Source organism: Actinoallomurus sp. NPDC052308 (assembly GCF_040679195.1).
GTDB classification, from domain to species: Bacteria; Actinomycetota; Actinomycetes; order Streptosporangiales; family Streptosporangiaceae; genus Actinoallomurus; species Actinoallomurus liliacearum.
The window spans coordinates 384,152-404,471 of record NZ_JBFAUM010000002.1 but is presented as its reverse complement, the minus strand read 5'-3'; the positions used below and the strand labels follow the sequence as shown (position 1 = coordinate 404,471).

Below are 20,320 nucleotides of genomic sequence, written 5' to 3'. Positions count from 1 at the left end.
CCGGCCCTCACCGAGCCGGTGGCTCGCTCCGTCCCGGCCGGACCCGACGCGGACCGCGTCGGGGAACCGGTCGGCACCGGAGCACGTCACGTCCGGTACGTGGTGGTCCCGTCCTCGGTGTCCTTGGACAGCCGGCGCATCAGGTAGAGCCCCTCCAGCGCGAACTCCAGCGCCGCCGCCGCGTGTCCCGGCGACTCGCCCTCCATGCCGAGGCCGTTCATGATGCGGGCCAGGCCGGACACCGGGCCGATGCGGTGCAGCAGGTCGGCCGATGCCACCAGCTCGCCGGAGTCGACCGTCGCGCCTCTGTCGAACCGGTCCAGCAGGCCGCTGAGGTCGACCGGGCCGAGCGCGCGCCGCCAGGTCTCCGCGACGGCCCTGCGGAGCAGGTGCGCCAGCACCTCCTCCTCCCGGCCCTCTTCGCTGACCTCGAACTCGACCTTGCCGAGCAGCGTCGGCACGATCGACGGCAGGTCGCACACGCGCGCCACCGGCTGCTCCTCACCGGCGAGGGCCGCGCGGCGCAGCGCGGACGCCGCCACCGTCTCGGTCGCGGCGATCGCGAACCGGGCGGACACGCCGGACCGCGTGTCGACCGCCGGGGACTCGCGGACCAGCCGGGTGAACCGCGCGATGACCTCCATCAGGTGGACCGGCACCGCCGCCGCCACCTCGGCCTCCTGGCCGATCAGCACGAGCTCGTCGTCGACGTCCAGGGGGTAGTGCGTGCGGATCTCCGCGCCGAAGCGGTCCTTCAGCGGGGTGATGATGCGGCCGCGGTTCGTGTAGTCCTCCGGGTTGGCGCTGGCCACCAGCAGGACGTCCAGCGGCAGCCGCAGGTTGTAGCCGCGGATCTGCACGTCCCGCTCCTCCAGGACGTTCAGCAGCGACACCTGGATGCGCTCGGCGAGGTCGGGCAGCTCGTTCACGCAGAAGATCCCGCGGTTCGTGCGCGGGACCAGGCCGTAGTGCACGGTCTCCGGGTCCCCGAGCGTACGGCCCTCCGCGACCTTGATCGGGTCGATGTCGCCGATGAGGTCGCCGACACTCGTGTCCGGCGTGGCGAGCTTCTCGCCGTACCGCTCGTCCCGGTGCTTCCAGGCGACCGGCAGCTCGTCGCCCGCCTCGGCCGCCAGCCGGCGGCAGCGCACGCACACCGGGGCGTACGGGTGGTCGTTGATCTCACAGCCCTCGACGACCGGAGTCCACTCGTCCAGCAGTCCGCCGAGCGTACGGATCAGCCGCGACTTGCCCTGGCCGCGCTCGCCGAGGAGGACGAGGTCGTGCCCGGCGAGGAGCGCACGCTCGACGTGCGGCAGAACCGTGTCGTCGAACCCGACGATGCCCGGGAACCGGGGCTCTCCGGAGCGCAGCCGCGCGAGCAGGTTGTGCCGGATCTCGGCCTTGACGGACCGGTGCATGTGGCCGCCCGCCCGAAGCTCACCGAGTGTCGTTGGTCGCGTATTCACTGTGGGTACCGCTCCTCACTCGCCGACGGCCGGCGTGGTGCAGGACTCGCTGCGTCGGGCTCGCTCCTGATGACCCTATGCCGGGAACTCCACCGTCGCATCAGACCACGGGGCGCGTCGCGCCACGAAGTCGATCATTGACTCGTGGCTTCGTCAGATGGCTGTGGTAGACCGTAAGCATCGGACCCATGGTGCAGGGGAGGGGGCGATGGCACGCTTCGGCGATGGGCTGGCGGTCGGGCCGGACCTGGTCGCGGCCGCGGAGTCCGCGGTGGCGCAGGCGGTGACGCCGCTGGACGGCCCTCCGGACCTGGTGTTCGTCTTCGTGTCCGCGTCGAGCCCGGAGGCCGTCGAGCCGGCGGCGCAGCGGGCGATGGAGGTCGCGGGCACCCCCAACGTCATCGGCTGCGGCGCCTCCGGGGTGATCGGCGGCAGCCAGGGAGTCGAGGGGTCCAGCGCGGTGAGCGCCTGGGCGGCCCGGCTTCCGGAGGCCCGTATCGAGCCGTTCCGGCTGGAGACGCTGAAGTTCCCCGCCTCGGAGGGCGAGGCGATGGCGCGCCTGGCGGTCGTGGGCATGCCGCAGACCCGGGATGACGACGTGGTCGCGGTGCTGCTGGCCGATCCGTACAGCTTCCCGGTGGACGCGTTCGTCGAGCGGTCCGGGGAGGTGCTGCCCGGGCTCCCGCTCGTCGGCGGTCTGGCCACCGGCCAGGGCGGCCGCGGGACCACCCGGCTGTTCGCGGACGGGGAGATCGTCGACTCCGGGGCCGTCGGCGTGCTCCTCGGCGGGTCGCTGATGACGTCGACCGTGGTCAGCCAGGGCGCCCGGCCCATCGGCCCGACGATGGTGGTCACCAAGGCCGAGGAGAACATCCTGTACGAGCTGGCCGGCATGTCGGCGCTGGCAAAGCTGGAGGAGATCGTCTCCGGGCTGCCGGAGGACGAGCGCCGGCTGGTCGAGGCGGGGCTGCTGATCGGCGTGGCCATGGACGAGTACGCCGAGCGGCAGGAGCGCGGCGACTTCCTGGTCCGCGGCGTGATCGGCGCGGACCCCGAGGTGGGGGCGCTGGCCGCAGGGGAGATCATCGAGGTCGGCCGGACCGTGCGCTTCCACGTGCGCGACGCCGGCGCGGCGGACGAGGACCTCACCCACCTGCTGGCCGACCTGGACCTGGCGCCCATCGAGGGCGCGCTGCTGTTCTCGTGCACGGGGCGGGGCCGGGCGATGTTCGCCGGCTCCGACCATGACGTGCGCACGCTGCGCGACGTGCTCGGCGGGCCCGGCGTCGGCGGGTTCTTCGCCGCGGGGGAGATCGGGCCGGTCGCGGGGCGCAACCACGTGCACAGCTTCACCGCGTCCATCCTGGCCTTCGGCCCCGGCGGCAAGGAGGGCCCCTCGTGACCGAGCGAAGCGAGGGAACCATTCGACACGGCACCGCGGTCATGGGGACGACGAAGGAGGTCCCGTGACCGACTGTGTCCTCGCGGTCGACGTCGGCGGCACCAAGCTGGCCGCCGCGCTGGTCGAGCCGGGCGGGCGGATCGCCGCGTACGAGCGCATCTCCACGCCGCAGCCGCCGCACGCCGACGCCGAGACCCTCTGGCGGACGGTGCTCAGCCTGATCGACCGGTTGCCCGCCGCGCGGCTCGCCGGCGTCGGGGTCGGGTGCGGCGGCCCGATGAGCTGGCCGAGCGGGAAGGTCTCGCCGCTCAACATTCCGGCGTGGCGGGGCTTCCCGCTGCGCGAGCGGTTGCAGGACCGCTACCCGGACCTGCCGGTCCGGCTCCACAACGACGCGGTCGCGATGGCGGTCGGAGAGCACTGGCGCGGCGCGGGCCGCGGGCGCGGCGACATGCTGGGCATGGTCGTCTCGACCGGCGTCGGCGGCGGGCTGATCCTCGGCGGCCGCCTGGTCGACGGGGTGAGCGGCAACGCGGGCCATATCGGTCACGTGATCGTCGACCATGAGGGGCCGCCGTGCGAGTGCGGCGGTCGCGGCTGTCTGGAGGCCATCGCGCGGGGGCCCGGCCTGGCGGCCTGGGCGCGGGAGCAGGGCTGGCCGGGCGAGACCGGCAAGGACCTCGCCACCGACGCCGCCCGAGGACACCCCATCGCCGTCCGGGCGATGAACCGGGCGGGGTGGGCGCTCGGCGTGGCGATCGCCTCCGCGACGCACCTGTGCGACCTGGAGGTCGTGGCCATCGGCGGCGGCCTGTCCCAGGCTGGCCCGCTGCTGTTCCGGCCGCTCGAGGACACGCTACGGGCACACGCCCGGATGGACTTCGCCCGGCAGGTCCGCGTCGTCCCCGCCGCCCTGGGCCAGATGGCCGGCCTGATCGGCGCCGCCGCCTTCATCCTCGCCGAAGACCGTTATTGGACGGCGGAGGACTAGGCCGACTGCGCCCCGGATTTCGGCTGCTCCCACGACCAGAATCCGGGGCGCTGACGCCCCGGTAGATGAGTGGCCGCTTCCTGCCGTGGGAGACTCAGGGCATGAGCGGTCCCGTCAGCGTAGATGAGGTCCGTGCGGCTCGCGAGGTGCTGCGCGAGGTCGCCGTGACGACCCCGATCCTGGAGTCCCGGTCGCTGTCGGCGAAGGTCGGCGGCCCCGTCCTGCTGAAAGCCGAGAACCTCCAGCGCGCGGGGTCGTTCAAGGCGCGCGGGGCGTACGTCCGCATCGCCCGCCTCAGCGCGGAGGAGCGGGCGCGCGGCGTCGTCGCGGCGAGCGCCGGGAACCACGCGCAGGGCGTTGCGCTGGCCGCCACGCTGCTCGGCTGCCGGAGTGTCGTCTTCATGCCGGAAGGCGCCCCGCTGCCGAAGGTCGCCGCGACCCGGGCGTACGGCGCGGAGGTCGTGTTCGGCGGACCGGGCGTGGACGCCTGCCTGGCGGCCGCCAAGGCGTACGCCCACGACAACGAGGCCGTCTTCATCCACCCGTTCGACCATCCCGACGTGGTCGCCGGGCAGGGCACGGTGGGCCTGGAGATCCTCGAGCAGTGCCCGGAGGTCCGCACGATCGTGGTGCCGGTCGGCGGTGGAGGCCTGGTCGCGGGGATCGCCGCGGCTGTGAAGGAACTGCGTCCGGACGTACGGGTCGTCGGCGTCCAGGCCGAGCGCGCGGCGGCCTTCCCGCCGTCGCTGGCCGCCGGACGCCCCGTGTCCGTGGAGCCGGTCGGCACCATGGCCGACGGCATCGCGGTCGGCCGGCCGGGCGACCTCACCTTCGAACTGATCTCCAAGCTCGTGGACTCGGTCGTCACCGTTTCGGAGGAGATGATCTCCCAGGCGCTGCTGAACTGCCTGGAACGTTCGAAACAGGTCGTCGAGCCCGCCGGCGCGGTCGGCGTCGCCGCGCTCCTGGACCGTCCGCAGATGTTCGAGCCGCCCGTGGTGACGGTGCTGTCCGGGGGCAACATCGACCCCTTGCTGCTGTCGAAGGTGCTCCGCCACGGACTGGCGGTGGCCGGCCGTTACCTGATGTTCCGCGTCCGGCTCCCGGACCGGCCCGGCGCGCTGGTCACGCTGCTGAGCGAGCTGGCCGAACTGGGCGTCAACGTCCTGGACGTCGTCCACCAGCGGACCGCCGCCCGGTTGAACATCGACGAGGCCGAGGTGTCGCTGCACCTGGAGACCCGCGGCCCGGACCACTGCGACGAGGTCCTCGGCCGCCTCCGCGCCGAGGGCTACACCCTCAGCTTCAGCTGACGTTCGCCGCCGCCGCGCTCTGGCCTCCCGCCCGCCGCGCCGGGTCGGGCGGCCTGGTCGGTGGTCTGGCCGACCCGCCCTGTCGCGCGGCACTGTCGGCCCGATCCGCGTCCGCCCCGAGACGCCGATAGTAGAATTCACGAACTAGTTGTGTTCTGAAACTACTGGAGGGGTTGTGGCTGATCGTACCGGACATGTCACGTTCCAGCACGGCCAGGCGTTCCTCGCCGCGATCTCCGAACGCTGGAGCTATCAGATCCTGCGGGAGGTGTTCTTCGGTGTCCGCCGATTCGGTGAGCTCAAGCGCACCCTCGGCATCTCGGCGAACATCCTCACGTCGCGTCTGAACGATCTGACCGAGCTGGGTCTGCTGTCCAGGCGCGCCTACCGTTCCGACAAGCCGTGGTACGAGTACGAACTCACCGAGGCCGCCCGCGAGCTGGTCGTCCCGGCCATCGTGGCGATCACCCGTTGGGCGGAGGGCCACGCGACCGGGGGAGAAGAGGCTCGCCGCCCGCTGGTGCACACGGCCTGCGGCGGTGAGACCGACCCCTATCTCGCCTGCAGCGCCTGCCACCAGCCGATCGTGGCTTCGACCCTGCTGCCGCTCGGCGTCCAGGAGGAGGAAGTGGAGGGAGTCTGATCGCGAGGCAACTAGTTGCAACTATGAACTAGTAGCAATACAGTACTAGTCATGGCTCCGTCGCGTGAAAGGACGACTGGTCATGACGACAAGCTGGCTTGATGAGGTCACCGAGAAGCTGATCCCCACCTCCCTCGGGCTGATCAACGTGCGCGAGGGAGGCCGGCCCGACGGCCCGGCCATGGTCTGCTGGCCCAGCCTGATGATGGACGGCACCATGTGGCGCTATCAGTACGAGCACTTCGCCCCCAGCCACCGCATGGTGCTCATCGACAGCCCGGGGCACGGCAGGTCCGACGCCCTTCGCAAGATCATCGACCTCAGGGACTGTGCGGACGCGCTGGTCGAGATCCTCGACAGCCTCGCGATCGACAAGTGCGTGCTCATGGGCAACAGCTGGGGCGGCATGCTCGCCGGGGTCTTTCCCGCCTACCACCCCGAGCGCACCGCGGCGGCGATCGGCATCAACTGCACCGCCTCACTGCCCACGATGTTCGAGAGCATCTGGGCCACCGCTCTGGCGACCTACCTCTCGCTGCACGCCAAGATGCCGCCACTGGCCGCCAGGGCCGCGCGCGCGGCGTTCGCCGGCCCGACCGCGGAGGCCACCAACCCGGAGTTCCTGAAGTTCACCGACTTCGTCCTGCGCGACGACCCCAAATCCGTGGCATGGGCGTTGCGCAGCATCCTCATCGGCCGCAAGGACGAGCACCGCCGGCTGGCCACCATCAGGAACATCCCGGTCCTGATCATCGCCGGTGAAGAGGACAGCCAGTTCCCGGTGCACGCCGTGCGCAAGATGGCCGACGCCATCGAGGGCAGCACGTTCCGCGTGCTGCTTCACACCGGCCACCTGGCGGCGCGCGAGAACCCCGACGCCGTCAACGCCGAGATCGACGCCTTTCTTGCCGCTCTGCCCGCCACCTCCTAATGGAGTTGTCAAGCCGCCGAGCTGACGGGAGGCTCGCCTTGGTAGCACCGTCCGTCACGGATCAGGGCCCACAGCACGTTCACTCGTCGGCGAGCCAGCGCGAGGACCGCTTGGGTGTGCCGCTTGCCCTCGGCGCGCTTGCGTGCGTAGAAGCGGCGGGATTCCTCGCAGTTGCGGATGCTGATCAGCGCGGAGGTGTAGAAGACGCGTTGCAGGCGCCGGTGATAGCGCCGGGGGCGGTGCAGATTGCCGCTGATCTGGCCGGAATCGCGCGGTACCGGGGCGAGGCCGGCCAGGCTGGCCAAGCGGTCCGGGCTGCCGAAGCGGCTCATGTCGCCGGCGGTGGCGGCCAGGAACTCCGCGCCCAGCAGCGGGCCGATGCCGGGCATGCTGGCGATCACCTCGGCGAGCTCATGGGCGCGAAACCGGGCCGCGATGAGCTTGTCCATCTCGGCGATCTGCTCATTGAGGCCCATCACCTCCTTGGCCAGGGTATGGATCACCTGGGCGGCGATCTTCTCCCCGGGGACGGTGGTGTGCTGGCGCTCGGCGGCATCCACGGCGGCTGCGGCCAGGGCCTCGGCGCCACGGACCTTGCGGTTGCGCAGCCAGGCGGCCAGCCGGCCGCGGCCGGTCCGCCGCAGCGCGGCCGGCGTCTGGTAGCCGGTCAACAAGACCAGCGGGCCGATGTTGCCCAGGTCCAGCACCCGTTCCAACGCTGGGAAGATGCTGGTGAGCTGGCCGCGCAGACGGTTGATCCGGCGGGTCCGGTCGGCGTTCAGGTCGGCCCGGCGGCCGGTGAGGATCCGCAGCTCGACCGCGTGCTCGTCATCAGGCCGCAAGACGGTCAGGTCACGCCGCATACGGGCCTGGTCGGCGATGACGGTGGCGTCCTTGGCGTCGGTCTTGCCGCCTCCCCGGTAACCGGCCGCGGCCCGGTTGACCGCCAGGCCGGGTATGTAGACGAGCTGCTGGCCGTGGGCCAGCAGGATGTTGATCCACAGGACGGCCATGCCGTCGGCGACGTCGACCGCCCATACGACGTCCTCGGCCAGGTCCAGCACGTCGGTGAGCAGGGCCAGCAGCTCCGGCTCATCGTTCAGCACCTTGCGCGACAGCAGCCGCCTGCCCTCGGCGTCCAGCACCACGCAGTGGTGGTGGGTCTTGCCGATGTCCGTCCCCGCCCAGATCTGGGCCACCTGTTCCTCCGGTCGTTCGATTGTGCTCGGTGCTCCGGACGACCTCGCCAGCGTGGTCCTACCCAGCGATGCAACCCCAAGGGGCTCGCAGCTCCTAATCAGCGGCCGAGTCGTCGTGAGACACCGGGCGGCCAGGTAGCGGGAACCATCACGTGCAACCGTCTGAAAGCCATACCCGGCGTCTCTGGGCCTTTGGACCTTACGACAGCCCGTTCAACCCGTACCAACAACGTAGGACCGTCTGAGGGAGCCGACCATGACCCACGACGCGACGCCGGCGGCGACGCCGGACTGGATCCTGCGGATCATGCGCGAGATCGACACCCTTGAGTTCGGGGAAGGGTTCGCGCGTATGACCGAGGACACCGAGATGTTCTTCGGCACCGCGCACATCCGCGGTGCCGAGGCCATCAAGGCGTTCTTCGTCAAGATCGACGAACCGCTGAACATCACCCACGACGTGCTCGAGTGCTGGAAGGCCGACGGCGTCGTGTTCCTGCGCGGCGAGGCGACCATGGCCAAGAAGACCGAACCGGACCACATGGTGCGCGCCCCCTTCATGCACATCTACTACCTGGACGACGGACAACCGCTCCGGATCCGGGAGATCCGCATCACCGCCGGACCGCTGGAAACCGACACGGTGATGTGACCCCACGCGCCGACAGCGCTGGCACCACCCGAGCTCCAGGTAGCGCCAGTGAAGGAGCCAGTAACAGCGCATCGACGGGTCGAATGCGATCATCCATTCGGAGAACCGCGCCTTGATGTGCTCGATGGTGAGGGTGGCGTCGATCATGTAGGTGATCAGCTAATTGAGCACGGCTGCGATCAGAGAATTGAGCAGTGGTGGCGGCGACCGCAAGCAAATTATTGAGCACACTCACGACGTTCGTGCCCGAAATAGTTTGTTAGCCTCGATTGTCGGCGTCCTGTGATGACTTGGCCAACGGCATACACGTTCTTTACGGGGCGGCTGATGATGTCGGCGATGGCATCTGTGGACCTTGACGACACGTCGACTACAGCGATGTTCGGTTCCGGTGCTCTATCTTCAATCTTCAGGCCTTCGTGCGTTCTTTACTTCTCACGCGCCCGCCCCAACCCGATCCCCTCTCCGCCGATGGCCAGGGTCTTTCCGTCGGGGCTGAAGGCCACCGACTTAACGAAACGGCCACGGTCGAGGGTGAGGGCGGCGATCTTTCGGTGGCTGCTCGCGTCCCACAACCAGACCCCTCCCTTGGATGTGTTGTCGGCTGGTTTGGTGTAGAGCGCACCGACGGCCAGGGTCTTGCCATCGGGACTGAACATCAACGAGCTGACGATGACGTCAGGGACAGGGAGCGCGGTGATCTTCCGATGCCTGGTAACGTCCCACAACCAAAGGCCCCCCTCTGTCACGTGGATCCGTCCGCCGACGGCCAGGGTCTTGCCATCGGGACTGAACGCTGACGAGAAGATCCTGTGACCGTTGCCGCCCGGGGCGACGGTGGTGATCAGTCGGCGGCTGGCCGTGTCCCACAACTGGGCCCGGCTGTCGGAGGAGATGACGCCCCCCTCGGTGCTGACCAGCGTCGTGCCGTTATGGCTGAACGCCACGTACTCGACACAGCGGTCAGCGGCGGTGAGGGTGCCAAGGTTCCGCTGGCCGGCCAGATCCCAAAGCCAGGTCCCTCCCCCGGTTGGAAAGTTGGCTGCGCCGGTGTTGCATCCGCCGATGGCCAGGGTCTTTCCGTCGGGGCTGAAGGCCACCGACTGAACGTGGCCGTGCCGGAAAGGGAGGCGATGATCGAGGCTACTGGTGGCGATGTTCTGACGGTTCGCCATGTCCCACAACCAGACGCCTTCCTCGACTGCTCCGTCTGCTTTGCGGGCGATCCCGCTAGCGGCAAGAGTCTTTCCATCGGGGCTGAACGCCACCGATTCGATGGAGCGTAGGCGGTAAGACAAGCGCCGGTCGAGGGTCAGGGTGGCGACGCTCCGGCGGCCGGCCACGTCCCACAGCGAGAGCCCTCCCTGGTCCGCGTTGCGGATACCGGGAGGGCCATCGGTCTTGTCAGCCTCACCCACAGCCAGGATCTTGCCGTCCGGACTGAACGCCATCGCGTCGACATAGCCCCGGTCGGACAGGACGTCGGCCTGATAGGTAGGTATCTTCCGGTGCGAGACGACCACGACCAGAACGCCCACCACCGCCGCAACTGCAGCCAGGCCCGCGATCCAAATGATGCGCCACGGCCGACGCCGCTTGGATTCGGTGACTGAGTCAACGATCATTTCGGTCATAGCTGGTAATTATGGAGTCTCGGTCAACTCCCACATGCCACAGAACGTGTGGTCTCGCGGCTATACCCTCCCAGCAGGCCACCAACGCCGGTCTACCCCGATGCTCGACCGGCGTCGGCGGAGGCCGTGGGGCGTCCGGGGCGTTTGTTGGGCCGGTAGCTGGGGCCGTCCATGAACACCTGGTAGGAGTTGTTGATCAACCGGTCCAGCAGCGACTCGCCGACGACCTTGTTCGGGAACAGCGGATACCAGTCCTTCGGGGCCCGATTCGAGGTCAAGATCAGCGGCTTGCGGGCCACGGCACGTTCACTGACCAGCTCATACAGATCATCAGCTTGGGCGGCTTTGAGCTCGCGCATCGCCCAGTCATCCAGGATGAGCACGGCGGGGCGGGCGAGTTCGGCCAGGCGCTTGTTCCAGGACCCGTCGGCGTGCCCGCCGGACAGGTGCGCCAAGGCGCGGGAGGCCTTGATGAACCGGACGTCGAATCCGGCGCGGATGACGAGCTGACCCAGCGACTGCGCGACGTGAGTTTTTCCGACCCCGACGGGCCCGTAGAGGATGATCGAGCTGCCCTCATGCAGCCAGCCCAAGGTGGCCAGGTCTCCCGGATCACCGCGGCGGGAATCTTGGTCGAGGCCTTGAAGTCGAACCCTTCCAGAGTGACTTGTTCGTCGAACTTCGCGCGGCGCTGCCGACGGGCGATGGCCGCGGATTCGCGGCGGTTGATCTCGTCCTCACACAACGCCAGCAGGAACTCCACGTGCCCCAGGTCACCAGCGCGTGCCTGGCTCAGGCGGGCATCCAGGGTCTCCAGCATCCCCGACAGCTTCAGCTTACGTAGCGCTTTGTCCAGTGCGCCGATCTCGAACTGGCTGGTCATGAGTCTGTATCCTTATCCGTTGGTTGATTCACTTTCGGGTGCCCGGCCGCTGCGCCGGGCACCCGTGTTCTCCCGCCGCGGGCGGGGTGTTGAGCAGGACGGTCAGGACGCTTCGGCTGACCGCGCCGCCGACAGCGGCACAACGTTGTCGGCGAACAGGCCCTGCGGACCGCGAAGGAACGCCGAAGCCCCGCCGTCACCCACGGGCTCGCACGAGTCAGCGGTCTGGTCGGGGGCGGCTGCCAGGATGCCTTTGACCGTCCGGTACGACGGGTCGTCGGCGGCCAGCGCCCTGGCGCAGGCCGCCTCCAGCCGGTCGGCGTCGTGCCGGTCGGCCAGGCCGAGGATTCCCTGGGCGCTGCGCAGGTTATGCAGCGCGTTTCCGGCCAACAGTTCGTCGATCACCGCGGCGCACGCGGGGCCGACCTCGGCGGCGCGTTTGCGGCACCAGGCCGGGGTGCGCTGGAAGAACGCGATCTTCTCCGGCGGGTAGTCGTTCAGGTCGGTCTGCTTGCCCTTCGGCTTACGCACGTGCGTCTTGATCAGCTCACCGTCGACGAACAACTGCACCGCGTTCAGCGTCGAGCGGGCGTCCACGGTCTTGCCGATGTACTTCCACGGCACCGAGTACAGGCACTTGCCGACCTTGACGTGGATGTCCGGGCCGACCTTGCCGCGTGACCAGGTAGCCAGCTCGAACGCCGCCCGGCAGCGCCATCAGCGCCGGCTGCTCAAGGCTGCGGAACACCGACAACGGCGCCGCGCCTTCCAGCGGGCGGCACTGGCGTTGCCCGGCCACCTGCAGGCACCAGCGCACCGCCTCGGCCCGCATGTGCTCCAGGCTGGTGAACGTCTCTTCCCGGCCCCGCCAAAACGAGTCGCGGATATACGGCATCGGCCGTTCCACCTGCGGCTTGTCCTTCGGCTTCCCTGAACGCGCCGGGTCGATCAGCACCCCGTAGTGCACGCCGAGTTCGGCATAGGAGCGGTTGATCTTCGGGTCATATAGGTCGGGCTTGTCCACCCCGGTCTTGAGGTTATCCGGGACGATGCGCTGTGGGGCACCGCCGAAGAACTCAAAGGCCTCCACATGCGCCTGCGTCCAGGCCTGCTGGTCCATCGTGATCACTGGGCGGACGAACATGTGACGGCTCGCGCACAACACGATCGCGAACGCCCACACCGTGTGCTTCGTACCGGTCGCCGGATCGACCCACCGTCCGAGCTTGCCGTAATCGACCTGGGCTTCTTCCCCGGCTCAGGCGGGGTCAGCCGCAGCACCGTCACCTGCTCTCGCCGCAATTCCTCGGGCAGGTTGGCGCGCACCCACCGGCGCAGCGAGGCCACCGAGCACGCCAACCCGTGCTCGTCGGTCAGCCGCTGGTGGATCGTCGCCATCGTCACGTTGCGGTTGAGCTGGTCGACGATGTAATCCCGGTGCGCCTCGATCGCCGGCCAGGTCACCTGCCGCAACCGGCCATCCCGCAGCTGCGGGAACCACTCACGGATCCGCTCGGCCCACTCGTCCTCGCTGACCGGCGCCCCGCCCGGCCGCAACTCCGCCCGCACTGCGGGTGCCACGTACTTGCTGACCGTGTTCCGTGCCACACCCAAACTGGCCGAGATGTCCTTGATCGACCGGCCCGCATACCAGTGCGTCAAGATCTCAACGATATCCACCATCTCGAAGGTTCTCCTTGCCACGGCTCCCCCGACACCGTTAGAAGACCCCCAGAGGATCTTGGGTCGCCGATGACCAGGTCCACCCGACACGCGCACGTCGTGAGCATGCTCAATAACGTGATCGCGGGCACCCGCACCGTGCCCAAAACCGTGATCGCACCACACGGCACCGTGCTCAATTACGTGATCGCGTGCTCAATAACGTGACCGTCGACATCGATCACGAGTACCTCCGCACCATCGCCCAGACGACCTTCCCTCCCGAAGCGCTCGGGGAGGTCCCGTGCCGATACGAGCAGCTCCTGACGATCGCGAGGCCGCGTCCTTTTTCGCCGGCCAGGGTCGGGCGCTGTCGCCGGGGTAGCTCGTTCGCGGGGTCGTAGACATAGATGGCGACGAGGTCCTTGATCGGGAAGATCGATATGTCGATCTGTTTTCCGGGAGCCGCGGCGATCGCGTTCGTGGCCAATTCGGAGACGATCAATTCTCCGTCGTCGATCGTGCTGGGGTTACAGCCGAGGCTGTCGAGTGTTGTGCGCGCGAAGGCGCGGGCGCGCTTGGCCTCTTTGGGGTCACCCATGATCGTTAGGGTCCGGATGTCGTTCGGCTCTGTGGGCAGTTGGCGCATGGGACGGCTCCCGCCTTGAATGGCCTGCCTTTCTGCAAGCTCTGTCCACAGTGCCGACATGCGCTACGCTCCGGAATTGAACGGTCACAACGCGCAGAGAATTCGTGGCAACTCACGGAGCCGACGAGAGATATCTAGAGTCGGACAGAAAGGTATCGACATGGGCAATCCCCCGAGCCCGGCCCTGATCAAGCTCGCAGCGGCGATCCGCCGGAACCGGAAGCGGACGGGATACACACAGGTCGAGCTGGCCAAGGAGATCCCCTGCTCGGACAAGACGATCAGCGCGATCGAGACGGGGCGGGAGCGCCCCTCCCGAGAGATGGTCGCCGCGATAGAACGCGCGCTCCAAACCTCGGACGGCGCACTGGTCGATCTCTTCGATCTCCTCGAGCAGGAGAGCCTTCCCCACTGGATACGCGACTGGCTGATCGAAGAACGCCGGGCGTCCCGGCTCCGGTCGTTCCAACTCGCGATCATGCCCGGTCTGCTGCAGACCGAGGACTACGCGCGGGTCCTCCTCGGCGGGAACGAGGCGGCGGTGCAGACGCGAATGGAGCGCCAGGCGCTTCTCTCGGCGGACCCGCCGCCGAAACTGCACTTCGTCATCGACGAAGCGGTTCTCTACCGCGACAAGGGCGGCCCGAAGGTGATGCACGAGCAGCTCATGCGGCTGGTCGACAGCGTTTCCGAGCACGTCACCGTGCAGGTCGTCCCCTCCGACGCCAGCCCGCGACTGTCGGGGGCCTTTACAATCGGGACGATCGACGGTAGTGAGGTGGGTTATATAGACACGGCCGTTCGCGGGATCGTCACCGGCAACCACGAGGACATAGCCGCCTTAGAGGATGTGTGGGAGACGATCCGTACCCATGCCCTTTCCCAGCGAGAGTCGTTGGACTTCATCAGGAGAACGGCGGAAGAGAGATGGACGTGAACGACGCGCAGTGGCGGAAGTCTAAGCGCAGCAGTGACAACGGCGGCGACTGCGTCGAGGTGACCGTGCTCGACGGCGAGTGATCGGCCGGCGGCGGCCGCGGATGGACTCGCGGCCGCGCCGGACGTCTTTCGGGGCGGCAGGAGGCGTGCGTATGGAGCAGGGATCCGCGGCCCCGGATGTGTTCGAGGCGGCGCGGCTCGGGCCGTTGACCCTTCGGAACCGGGTCATCAAGGCGGCGACGTTCGAGGGGATGACGAAGGGCGCCGTCGTCACCGACGAGCTGGTCGAGTTCCATCGGCGGCACGCGGCGGGTGGGGTCGGCATGACGACGGTGGCGTACTGCGCGGTGGCGCCGGAGGGCCGTACCGAGCGGCATCAGATCTGGCCTGCAGGTGGCCCAGTGGCTGGAGCGCGACGGCGGCGTCGACGCCCTGGAGCTGACGGTGGGCAGTTCGCTGCTCAACCCGATGTACCTGTTCCGGGGCGACGCGCCGCTCCGGGAGTTCGCCAGGGCGTTTCCGCAGCCGCAGCGGCTGGGGATCGCGCTGGTCGGCGGGCGTTTCCTGCGGAGCTACCCCTACCAGGAGGCGTTCCTGCTGGACAGCGCCCGCCAGTTCCGCGCCGCCCTGAAGCTTCCGCTGGTGCTGCTGGGCGGCATCACCGAGCGGGCGACGATGGACCGCGCGATGGCCGAGGGCTTCCAGTTCGTCGCCATGGCCCGCGCGCTGCTCCGCGAGCCCGACCTCGTCAACCGCATTCGCAAGGATCCCGCAACGCGGTCGCTGTGCATCCACTGCAACAAGTGCATGCCGACCATCTTCCGCGGCACTCACTGCGTACTCGCCTGAACACCGGCGGCCCCACCGGGAAGGACGACCCGCATGTCCCAGCGTTTCGCAGCAAAGGTCGCGCTGATCACCGGCGCGGCCTCCGGCATCGGCCGCGCCACCACACTCCGCCTGGTGGGGGAGGGCGCCACCGTGTTCGCCGTCGACCTCGACGCCGAGCGGCTGAAGGAGACCGCGTCGCTCGCGGACGGGACGGTCACCACTCGCACGGCCGACGTCTCCGACCCCGCGACCTGTGCGGCGGTGGTCCAAGAGTGCGTCGACGCGTACTCCCGGATCGACGTACTCGGCAACATCGCGGGCGTCGCCCGGTCCGATCACTTCACCGAGCTGACCGTCGAGCAGTACCGCCGGCTGATGGGCGTCAACGTGGACGCGTGCTTCTTCCTCAGCCAGGCCGCGGTGCCGTACCTGCTGGAGACCGGCGGGAACATCATCAACATCGCTTCCAGCGCGGGGCTGGTGGGACAGGCGTACACGGTGGCGTACTGCGCCTCGAAGGGCGCGGTGATCCAGATGACCAAGGCGCTGGCGATGGAATACGTCAAGCGGGGCATCCGCGTGAACGCCATCGCCCCGGGGGTCATCGACACGCCGCTCATCCAGAACTGGGAGTTCCCCACGGACGTCGAGGTCGACCTGCTGATGCGCTACGCCCCGCTCCGCAACGCGGGTGAAGCGGAGGACGTCGCCTCGCTGTTCGCCTACGTCGCCTCGGACGAAGGGCGCTCGATCCACGGCGCGGTGCTCAGCGTCGACAACGGCATGGCCGCCGGCTGACCGACGCGGCGAAGCGAACGACCCGGTGACTCACCGAGTCACCGGGTCGTCTTCGAGCTCTTGCCTACAGGGCGGGCTTGCCCTCGCTGTAGACCCACGCCTTGAACAGCTTGTCCAGGTTCTTGTGGGTGAAGTGCTCGGTGAAGGAGATGAACTGCGCCGTCGTGGCGTTGCCGTAGCGGTGCTCGGCCGGCCACGCCTTGATCAGCTGGAAGAACACCTTGTCACCGACGGCCTTGCGGAGCTGGTGGATCGTCATCGCGGCCCGCGTGTAGGTGAGGTCGTCGAAGATGTGATCACGGCCCGGGTCGGCGACCTTGCCGGTCCAGTCGGTGTCCGGGGAGTTGTACGCCTGGTCGAAGTACTGCTGCGCCGTCTGACCGCCGTGCTGCTCGCTGTAGAGCCACTCGGAGTAGGTCGCGAAGCCCTCGTTCAGCCAGATGTGCTTCCACTGCGCCGGGGTCACGGCGTCGCCGAACCACTGGTGGCCCAGCTCGTGGGCGAGCAGGTCCGCGCTCGGGAGCGCGCCGGCAGACCGGCGCGCGTACACGGGACGGCCCTGCGTCTCCAGGGAGTAGCCGACGTTCGGGGCCAGCACGTTGATGCCGCCGACGGAGCCGAACGGGTAGCGGCCGTACAGCTTCTGCTCCCACTCGATGACGTCGGAGGTCGCCCGGTTGAAGTCGTCCGAGGCCGTGGCCGACTTCACCGAGGTCGGGTCGACGGCGGTGATGTTGCGCAGACCGCTCGGCGTACGGGTGTCCTTGACGTCGAAGTGGCCGATCGCCACCATGACGAGCTCGCTCGCGGTCGGCTGCCGGTCCGCCCAGCGGTACGTCGTGGTCGACCCGTGCGTATGCGTACCGGTCGGCTCGCCGTTGGCCAGCGCCTGCAGGCCCTTCGGCACCGTGATGGTGAAGTCGTACGTCGCCTTGTCGTCGGTGCTGTCGTTGACCGGGTACCAGGTCGCGGAGCCGAACGGCTGGGAGAGCGCGACCGCGCCGTCGTGCGTCTGGATCCAGCCGGAGATGCCGAGCGCCTTGTCGTCGATCATTTGCGGGACGCCGGAGTAGGCGACGTCCACCGTGAACGACCGTCCCTTGTGCAGGCCGTGCGGAGGCGTGATCACCAGCTCCTGCGCGCCCGTGCGCTCGAACTTCGCCGGCTGCCCGTCGACCTTGAGCTTGCTGATCTTCAGCGGGCCGAGGAAGTCCAGGTCGAACCGGGAGAGGTTCTGCGTCGCGGTCGCGGAGATCGTGGCCTGCGCGTCGATCGCCTTGGTGCCGGCGTCGTACGAGAGCGACAGGCTGTAGTGCCTGGCGTCGTAGCCGCCGTTGCCCATGTCGGGGAAGTACGGGTCACCGGCGCCGGGCGCGCCGGGGGTGAATCCCGTCTTGGCCTGGGCGGAAAGGGGGGTGAGCAGACCGGCCGCCGCCACGATGGCGGCGATCGACAGAGCTCGTGGGGTAAGCCTTGCCATGCACCTCTCCAGTTGTCTTCGATGGCGCGACGCCTCAGGTGTCACGCGGGACACAGCATGCTCTGTGTCCTCGCCGATCACAAGGTTCCACTCGTGCTCACCACGAGGTCGGGCGCGTCTTTCCGTACAGCCACACCTGGAAGAACCTGCCGAGATCCTTGCCGGAGACCTTTTCGGCGAGCGCGATGAACTGCGGGGTCGTGGCGTTCCCGTGACGGTGCTCGCTCGTCCACGCCCGCAGGATCGCGAAGAACTTCTCGTCCCCGACCTTCTGCCGCAGCGCGTGCAGGGTCATCCCGCCGCGTTCGTACACCGCGCGGCCGAACAACTGCGACCGGCCCGGCGCGGCCGTGGGCACCGACCACAGGTCCGGGCTGTCGACCTGGCGGTACCGCTGGTCGAACTGCGTCTGCACGGACGGACCGGTGCCGGTCCGCTCACCCCACAACCACTCGGCGTACGTGGCGAAGCCCTCGTTGAGCCAGATGTCGCTCCAGCGGGTGATCGTGACGCTGTCGCCGAACCACTGGTGCGCCAGTTCGTGCGCGATCGTGGTCGGGTCGGCGCCCATCGTCGGGTTGTACTCCGGCTTGGTCTGCGTCTCGAGCGCGAACCCGACCCGGAGGTCGTCGATGACGCCGCCGGCCGACGCGAACGGGTACGGCCCGAACAGCTTCGACCACGCGTCCACGACCTGTGCGGTCGTGGTGTACAGCTTGTCCGCCGTGGTGGTCGTGACGGCCGGGTCGACCGCCGCGTACACCGGGACACCACCGGGCGTACGGCCGGTGCGGACCTTGAAGCGCCCGACGTCGACCATCGCCAGGTAGGTCGCCATCGGGGCGTCCTCGCGCCAGGTGTAGGTCGTCGAGTTCCCGCTGGTGGCGGCCTTGGTCTGGATCCCGTTGGCGATCGCGGTGAGGCCGCGCGGCACGGTGAGCCGGAAGTCGAAACTGGCCTTGTCCGCCGGGTGGTCGTTCGAGGGGAACCAGGTGTGCGCCCCGCTCGGCTCGTCGCCGGTGAAGACCCCGTCCGCGGTGCTGATCCAGCCGTACCGGCCCAGCGCCGGGTCGTCGATCTGCCCGGGGTTCCCGGAGTAGCGGATCCGGACGGCGAACCGCCCGCCCCGGGCGATCGGCGTGGCCGGGGTGACGGCGAGTTCGCTGCCGGTGCGGGAGTAGGAGGCGGTCCGGCCGTCGACCGTGACCTCGGAGACGGTCAGTCCGGTGAGGTCCAGGTCGAAGCGGCTCAGCGGGCTGGTCGCGACCGCGGTGACGGTCGCGGTGCCGGCCAGCTCGGGCGTCCCCCTGGGTGTGATCCGCAGGTCCAGGGCATAGTGCTGGACGTCGTAGCCGCCGTTGCCGTCACCGGGAACGTAGGAGTCTCCGGCGCTCGTGGCACCGACGGCCGGCGGCGCCGATGCCGCCGATGACCGGGCGGGACCGCCGTGGGGCGAGCAGGCGGTGAGCGCGCCGACCAGCAGCGCGCTCACGGTGATCCGGGAAGAGGGAAGGCTCACCGCCCCAGCCTCGCCGCAAAACGCCGATAAAGCGAACTCGCCGTTTTGCCCGATTCGGCCCGCGAAACGGCAGAACCGGACCGGTCGTCGCGTCTTCGCAAAGAAGACTTTGCGCGCCGCTTGCCGGAAATCTCCCCCTTCTCCGGGAGATCGCCGACTAAAGATTCCCGCGCCGTTCCTGTTCGCGCTCGATCGCCTCGAAAAGGGCCTTGAAGTTGCCCTTGCCGAAGCCGAGCGAGCCGTGCCGTTCGATCAGCTCGAAGAAGACCGTGGGCCGGTCCTGCACGGGCTTGGTGAAGATCTGCAGCAGGTAACCGTCCTCGTCGCGGTCCACCAGGATCCGCCGTTTCTGCAGCTCCTCGATCGGCGCCCGCACGTCACCGATCCGTTCCCGCAGCTCGGAGTCCTCGTAGTAGGAGTCCGGCGTGTCCAGGAACTCCACGCCCGCCGCGCGCATCGCGTCCACGGTGCGCAGGATGTCGTTGGTGGCCAGTGCGATGTGCTGCATGCCCGCGCCGCCGTAGAACTCCAGGTACTCATCGATCTGCGACTTCTTCTTGGCGATCGCCGGCTCGTTGAGCGGGAACTTCACCTTTCTGCCGCCGTCGGCCACCACCTTCGACATCAGCGCCGAGTACTCGGTGGCGATGTCATCGCCGACGAACTCCTTCATGTTGGTGAAGCCCATGACACGCTGGTAGAACTCCACCCACTCGTCCATCCTGCCGAGCTCGACATTGCCGACGCAGTGGTCGATCGCCTGGAAGTACCTCTTGGCGGGCGGCGCCACGATCGGGTCGGCGGCGACGTATCCCGGCAGGTACGGGCCGGAGTAGTCCGTCCGCTCCACCAGCGAGTGCCGGGTCTCGCCATAGGCGGCGATGGCCGCGACCACGACCTTGCCGTGCTCGTCCTCCAGGACGTGCGGGGCCTCGACGCTCGTCGCGCCCTGGGCGATCGCGTGCCGGTACGCCGCCTCCGCGTCCGGCACCTCGATGGCCAGGTCGATCGCGCCGTCTCCGTGCTCGGCGACGTGCCGGCCGAGGTCGGTGCCGGCGCGGACGGCGCCCTTCAGCACGAACCGCGCGCCACCGGACTCCAGCACGTACGCGGCCTCGTCCCGGCTCCCGGTCTCCGGCCCCTTGTACGCGACGCAGCGCATCCCGAACGCGGACGAGTAGTAGTGCGCAGCCTGGCGGGCGTTGCCCACGGCGAAGACGACGGCGTCCATGCCCTTGACGGGGAACGGGTCCTCCCGGCGCGGGCGCGACGCGAGTTCCTGCCGCTCGGTTACCTCAGTCATGGCTACTCCCTGCACTGCGGTG

General features: G+C 68.8%; 18 protein-coding genes and 2 pseudogenes. 10 read left to right on the top strand and 10 right to left on the bottom strand.

From position 1 onward, the window contains the following. Positions 1 to 86: 86 nt before the first annotated feature. Positions 87 to 1,421 (bottom strand): sigma 54-interacting transcriptional regulator, encoded by a 1,335-nt coding sequence (locus AB0L00_RS07925; RefSeq protein ID WP_364431578.1) that lies wholly within the window; start codon positions 1,419 to 1,421, stop codon positions 87 to 89. Between the two features lie 256 nt (positions 1,422 to 1,677). On the opposite strand from AB0L00_RS07925, the gene AB0L00_RS07920 reads away from it, so the two are divergent. The 5 genes from AB0L00_RS07920 (at position 1,678) to AB0L00_RS07900 (ending at position 6,749) form a co-directional block, all read left to right on the top strand. Continuing rightward, entirely contained in the window at positions 1,678 to 2,871 is a 1,194-nt protein-coding gene (locus AB0L00_RS07920) for an FIST N-terminal domain-containing protein (RefSeq protein WP_364429948.1), read from the top strand. 64 nt (positions 2,872 to 2,935) lie between these two features. Next, the gene (locus AB0L00_RS07915) at positions 2,936 to 3,862 is read left to right on the top strand and encodes an ROK family protein (protein WP_364429945.1); all 927 of its coding nucleotides are present in this window, start codon (positions 2,936 to 2,938) and stop codon (positions 3,860 to 3,862) included. 101 nt (positions 3,863 to 3,963) lie between these two features. Next, entirely contained in the window at positions 3,964 to 5,175 is a 1,212-nt protein-coding gene (gene ilvA, locus AB0L00_RS07910) for a threonine ammonia-lyase (RefSeq protein WP_364429942.1), read from the top strand. Positions 5,176 to 5,350: 175 nt separating this feature from the next. Beyond that, positions 5,351 to 5,818, top strand: a complete 468-nt coding sequence (locus AB0L00_RS07905) for a helix-turn-helix domain-containing protein (RefSeq protein WP_364429939.1) — start codon at positions 5,351 to 5,353, stop codon at positions 5,816 to 5,818. 82 nt (positions 5,819 to 5,900) lie between these two features. Further along, positions 5,901 to 6,749, top strand: coding sequence for an alpha/beta fold hydrolase (locus AB0L00_RS07900; protein WP_364429937.1), 849 nt, complete (start codon positions 5,901 to 5,903; stop codon positions 6,747 to 6,749). Between the two features lie 8 nt (positions 6,750 to 6,757). Here AB0L00_RS07900 and AB0L00_RS07895 read toward each other — a convergent pair whose 3' ends face one another. Then, on the bottom strand, positions 6,758 to 7,948 hold the full coding sequence (locus tag AB0L00_RS07895) for an IS110 family transposase (RefSeq protein ID WP_364429934.1): 1,191 nt from the start codon (positions 7,946 to 7,948) through the stop codon (positions 6,758 to 6,760). 256 nt (positions 7,949 to 8,204) lie between these two features. Between AB0L00_RS07895 and AB0L00_RS07890 the strand changes: the two genes are divergently transcribed. After that, the gene (locus AB0L00_RS07890; RefSeq protein ID WP_364429932.1) at positions 8,205 to 8,600 is read left to right on the top strand and encodes a hypothetical protein; all 396 of its coding nucleotides are present in this window, start codon (positions 8,205 to 8,207) and stop codon (positions 8,598 to 8,600) included. Between the two features lie 428 nt (positions 8,601 to 9,028). Here AB0L00_RS07890 and AB0L00_RS07885 read toward each other — a convergent pair whose 3' ends face one another. The 5 genes and pseudogenes from AB0L00_RS07885 to AB0L00_RS07865 all read right to left on the bottom strand — a co-directional run bounded on the left by AB0L00_RS07885 (position 9,029) and on the right by AB0L00_RS07865 (position 13,428). Continuing rightward, positions 9,029 to 10,234: a hypothetical protein gene (locus AB0L00_RS07885; RefSeq protein ID WP_364429929.1), complete on the bottom strand. Its 1,206-nt coding sequence runs from the start codon at positions 10,232 to 10,234 to the stop codon at positions 9,029 to 9,031. A 92-nt stretch (positions 10,235 to 10,326) separates the two neighbouring features. Next, entirely contained in the window at positions 10,327 to 10,827 is a 501-nt protein-coding gene (locus AB0L00_RS07880) for an ATP-binding protein (protein WP_364429926.1), read from the bottom strand. Positions 10,828 to 10,853: 26 nt separating this feature from the next. Beyond that, positions 10,854 to 11,117: pseudogene (locus tag AB0L00_RS07875) on the bottom strand (ATP-binding protein); the annotation flags it as partial. A 102-nt stretch (positions 11,118 to 11,219) separates the two neighbouring features. Continuing rightward, positions 11,220 to 12,800: pseudogene (istA, locus tag AB0L00_RS07870) on the bottom strand (IS21 family transposase). Positions 12,801 to 13,020: 220 nt separating this feature from the next. Continuing rightward, positions 13,021 to 13,428, bottom strand: coding sequence for an ATP-binding protein (locus tag AB0L00_RS07865; RefSeq protein ID WP_345354483.1), 408 nt, complete (start codon positions 13,426 to 13,428; stop codon positions 13,021 to 13,023). Positions 13,429 to 13,588: 160 nt separating this feature from the next. On the opposite strand from AB0L00_RS07865, the gene AB0L00_RS07860 reads away from it, so the two are divergent. The 4 genes from AB0L00_RS07860 to AB0L00_RS07845 all read left to right on the top strand — a co-directional run bounded on the left by AB0L00_RS07860 (position 13,589) and on the right by AB0L00_RS07845 (position 15,996). Beyond that, positions 13,589 to 14,365, top strand: coding sequence for a helix-turn-helix transcriptional regulator (locus AB0L00_RS07860; protein ID WP_364429923.1), 777 nt, complete (start codon positions 13,589 to 13,591; stop codon positions 14,363 to 14,365). Continuing rightward, entirely contained in the window at positions 14,356 to 14,448 is a 93-nt protein-coding gene (locus tag AB0L00_RS07855) for a DUF397 domain-containing protein (protein ID WP_345354479.1), read from the top strand. Before AB0L00_RS07860 ends, AB0L00_RS07855 begins: the two co-directional genes overlap by 10 nt. Before the next feature lie 312 nt (positions 14,449 to 14,760). Beyond that, positions 14,761 to 15,216: a hypothetical protein gene (locus AB0L00_RS07850; RefSeq protein ID WP_364429921.1), complete on the top strand. Its 456-nt coding sequence runs from the start codon at positions 14,761 to 14,763 to the stop codon at positions 15,214 to 15,216. A gap of 33 nt (positions 15,217 to 15,249) precedes the next feature. Beyond that, positions 15,250 to 15,996 (top strand): SDR family oxidoreductase, encoded by a 747-nt coding sequence (locus AB0L00_RS07845; RefSeq protein ID WP_364429918.1) that lies wholly within the window; start codon positions 15,250 to 15,252, stop codon positions 15,994 to 15,996. A 64-nt stretch (positions 15,997 to 16,060) separates the two neighbouring features. Here AB0L00_RS07845 and AB0L00_RS07840 read toward each other — a convergent pair whose 3' ends face one another. The 3 genes from AB0L00_RS07840 to hppD form a co-directional block, all read right to left on the bottom strand. Continuing rightward, the gene (locus tag AB0L00_RS07840) at positions 16,061 to 17,476 is read right to left on the bottom strand and encodes a M1 family metallopeptidase (protein ID WP_364429916.1); all 1,416 of its coding nucleotides are present in this window, start codon (positions 17,474 to 17,476) and stop codon (positions 16,061 to 16,063) included. Positions 17,477 to 17,573: 97 nt separating this feature from the next. Further along, entirely contained in the window at positions 17,574 to 18,995 is a 1,422-nt protein-coding gene (locus AB0L00_RS07835) for a M1 family metallopeptidase (protein WP_364429913.1), read from the bottom strand. Between the two features lie 157 nt (positions 18,996 to 19,152). Continuing rightward, complete coding sequence (gene hppD, locus AB0L00_RS07830) at positions 19,153 to 20,298, bottom strand: 4-hydroxyphenylpyruvate dioxygenase (RefSeq protein ID WP_364429910.1); 1,146 nt, start codon at positions 20,296 to 20,298, stop codon at positions 19,153 to 19,155. Positions 20,299 to 20,320 lie beyond the last annotated feature (22 nt).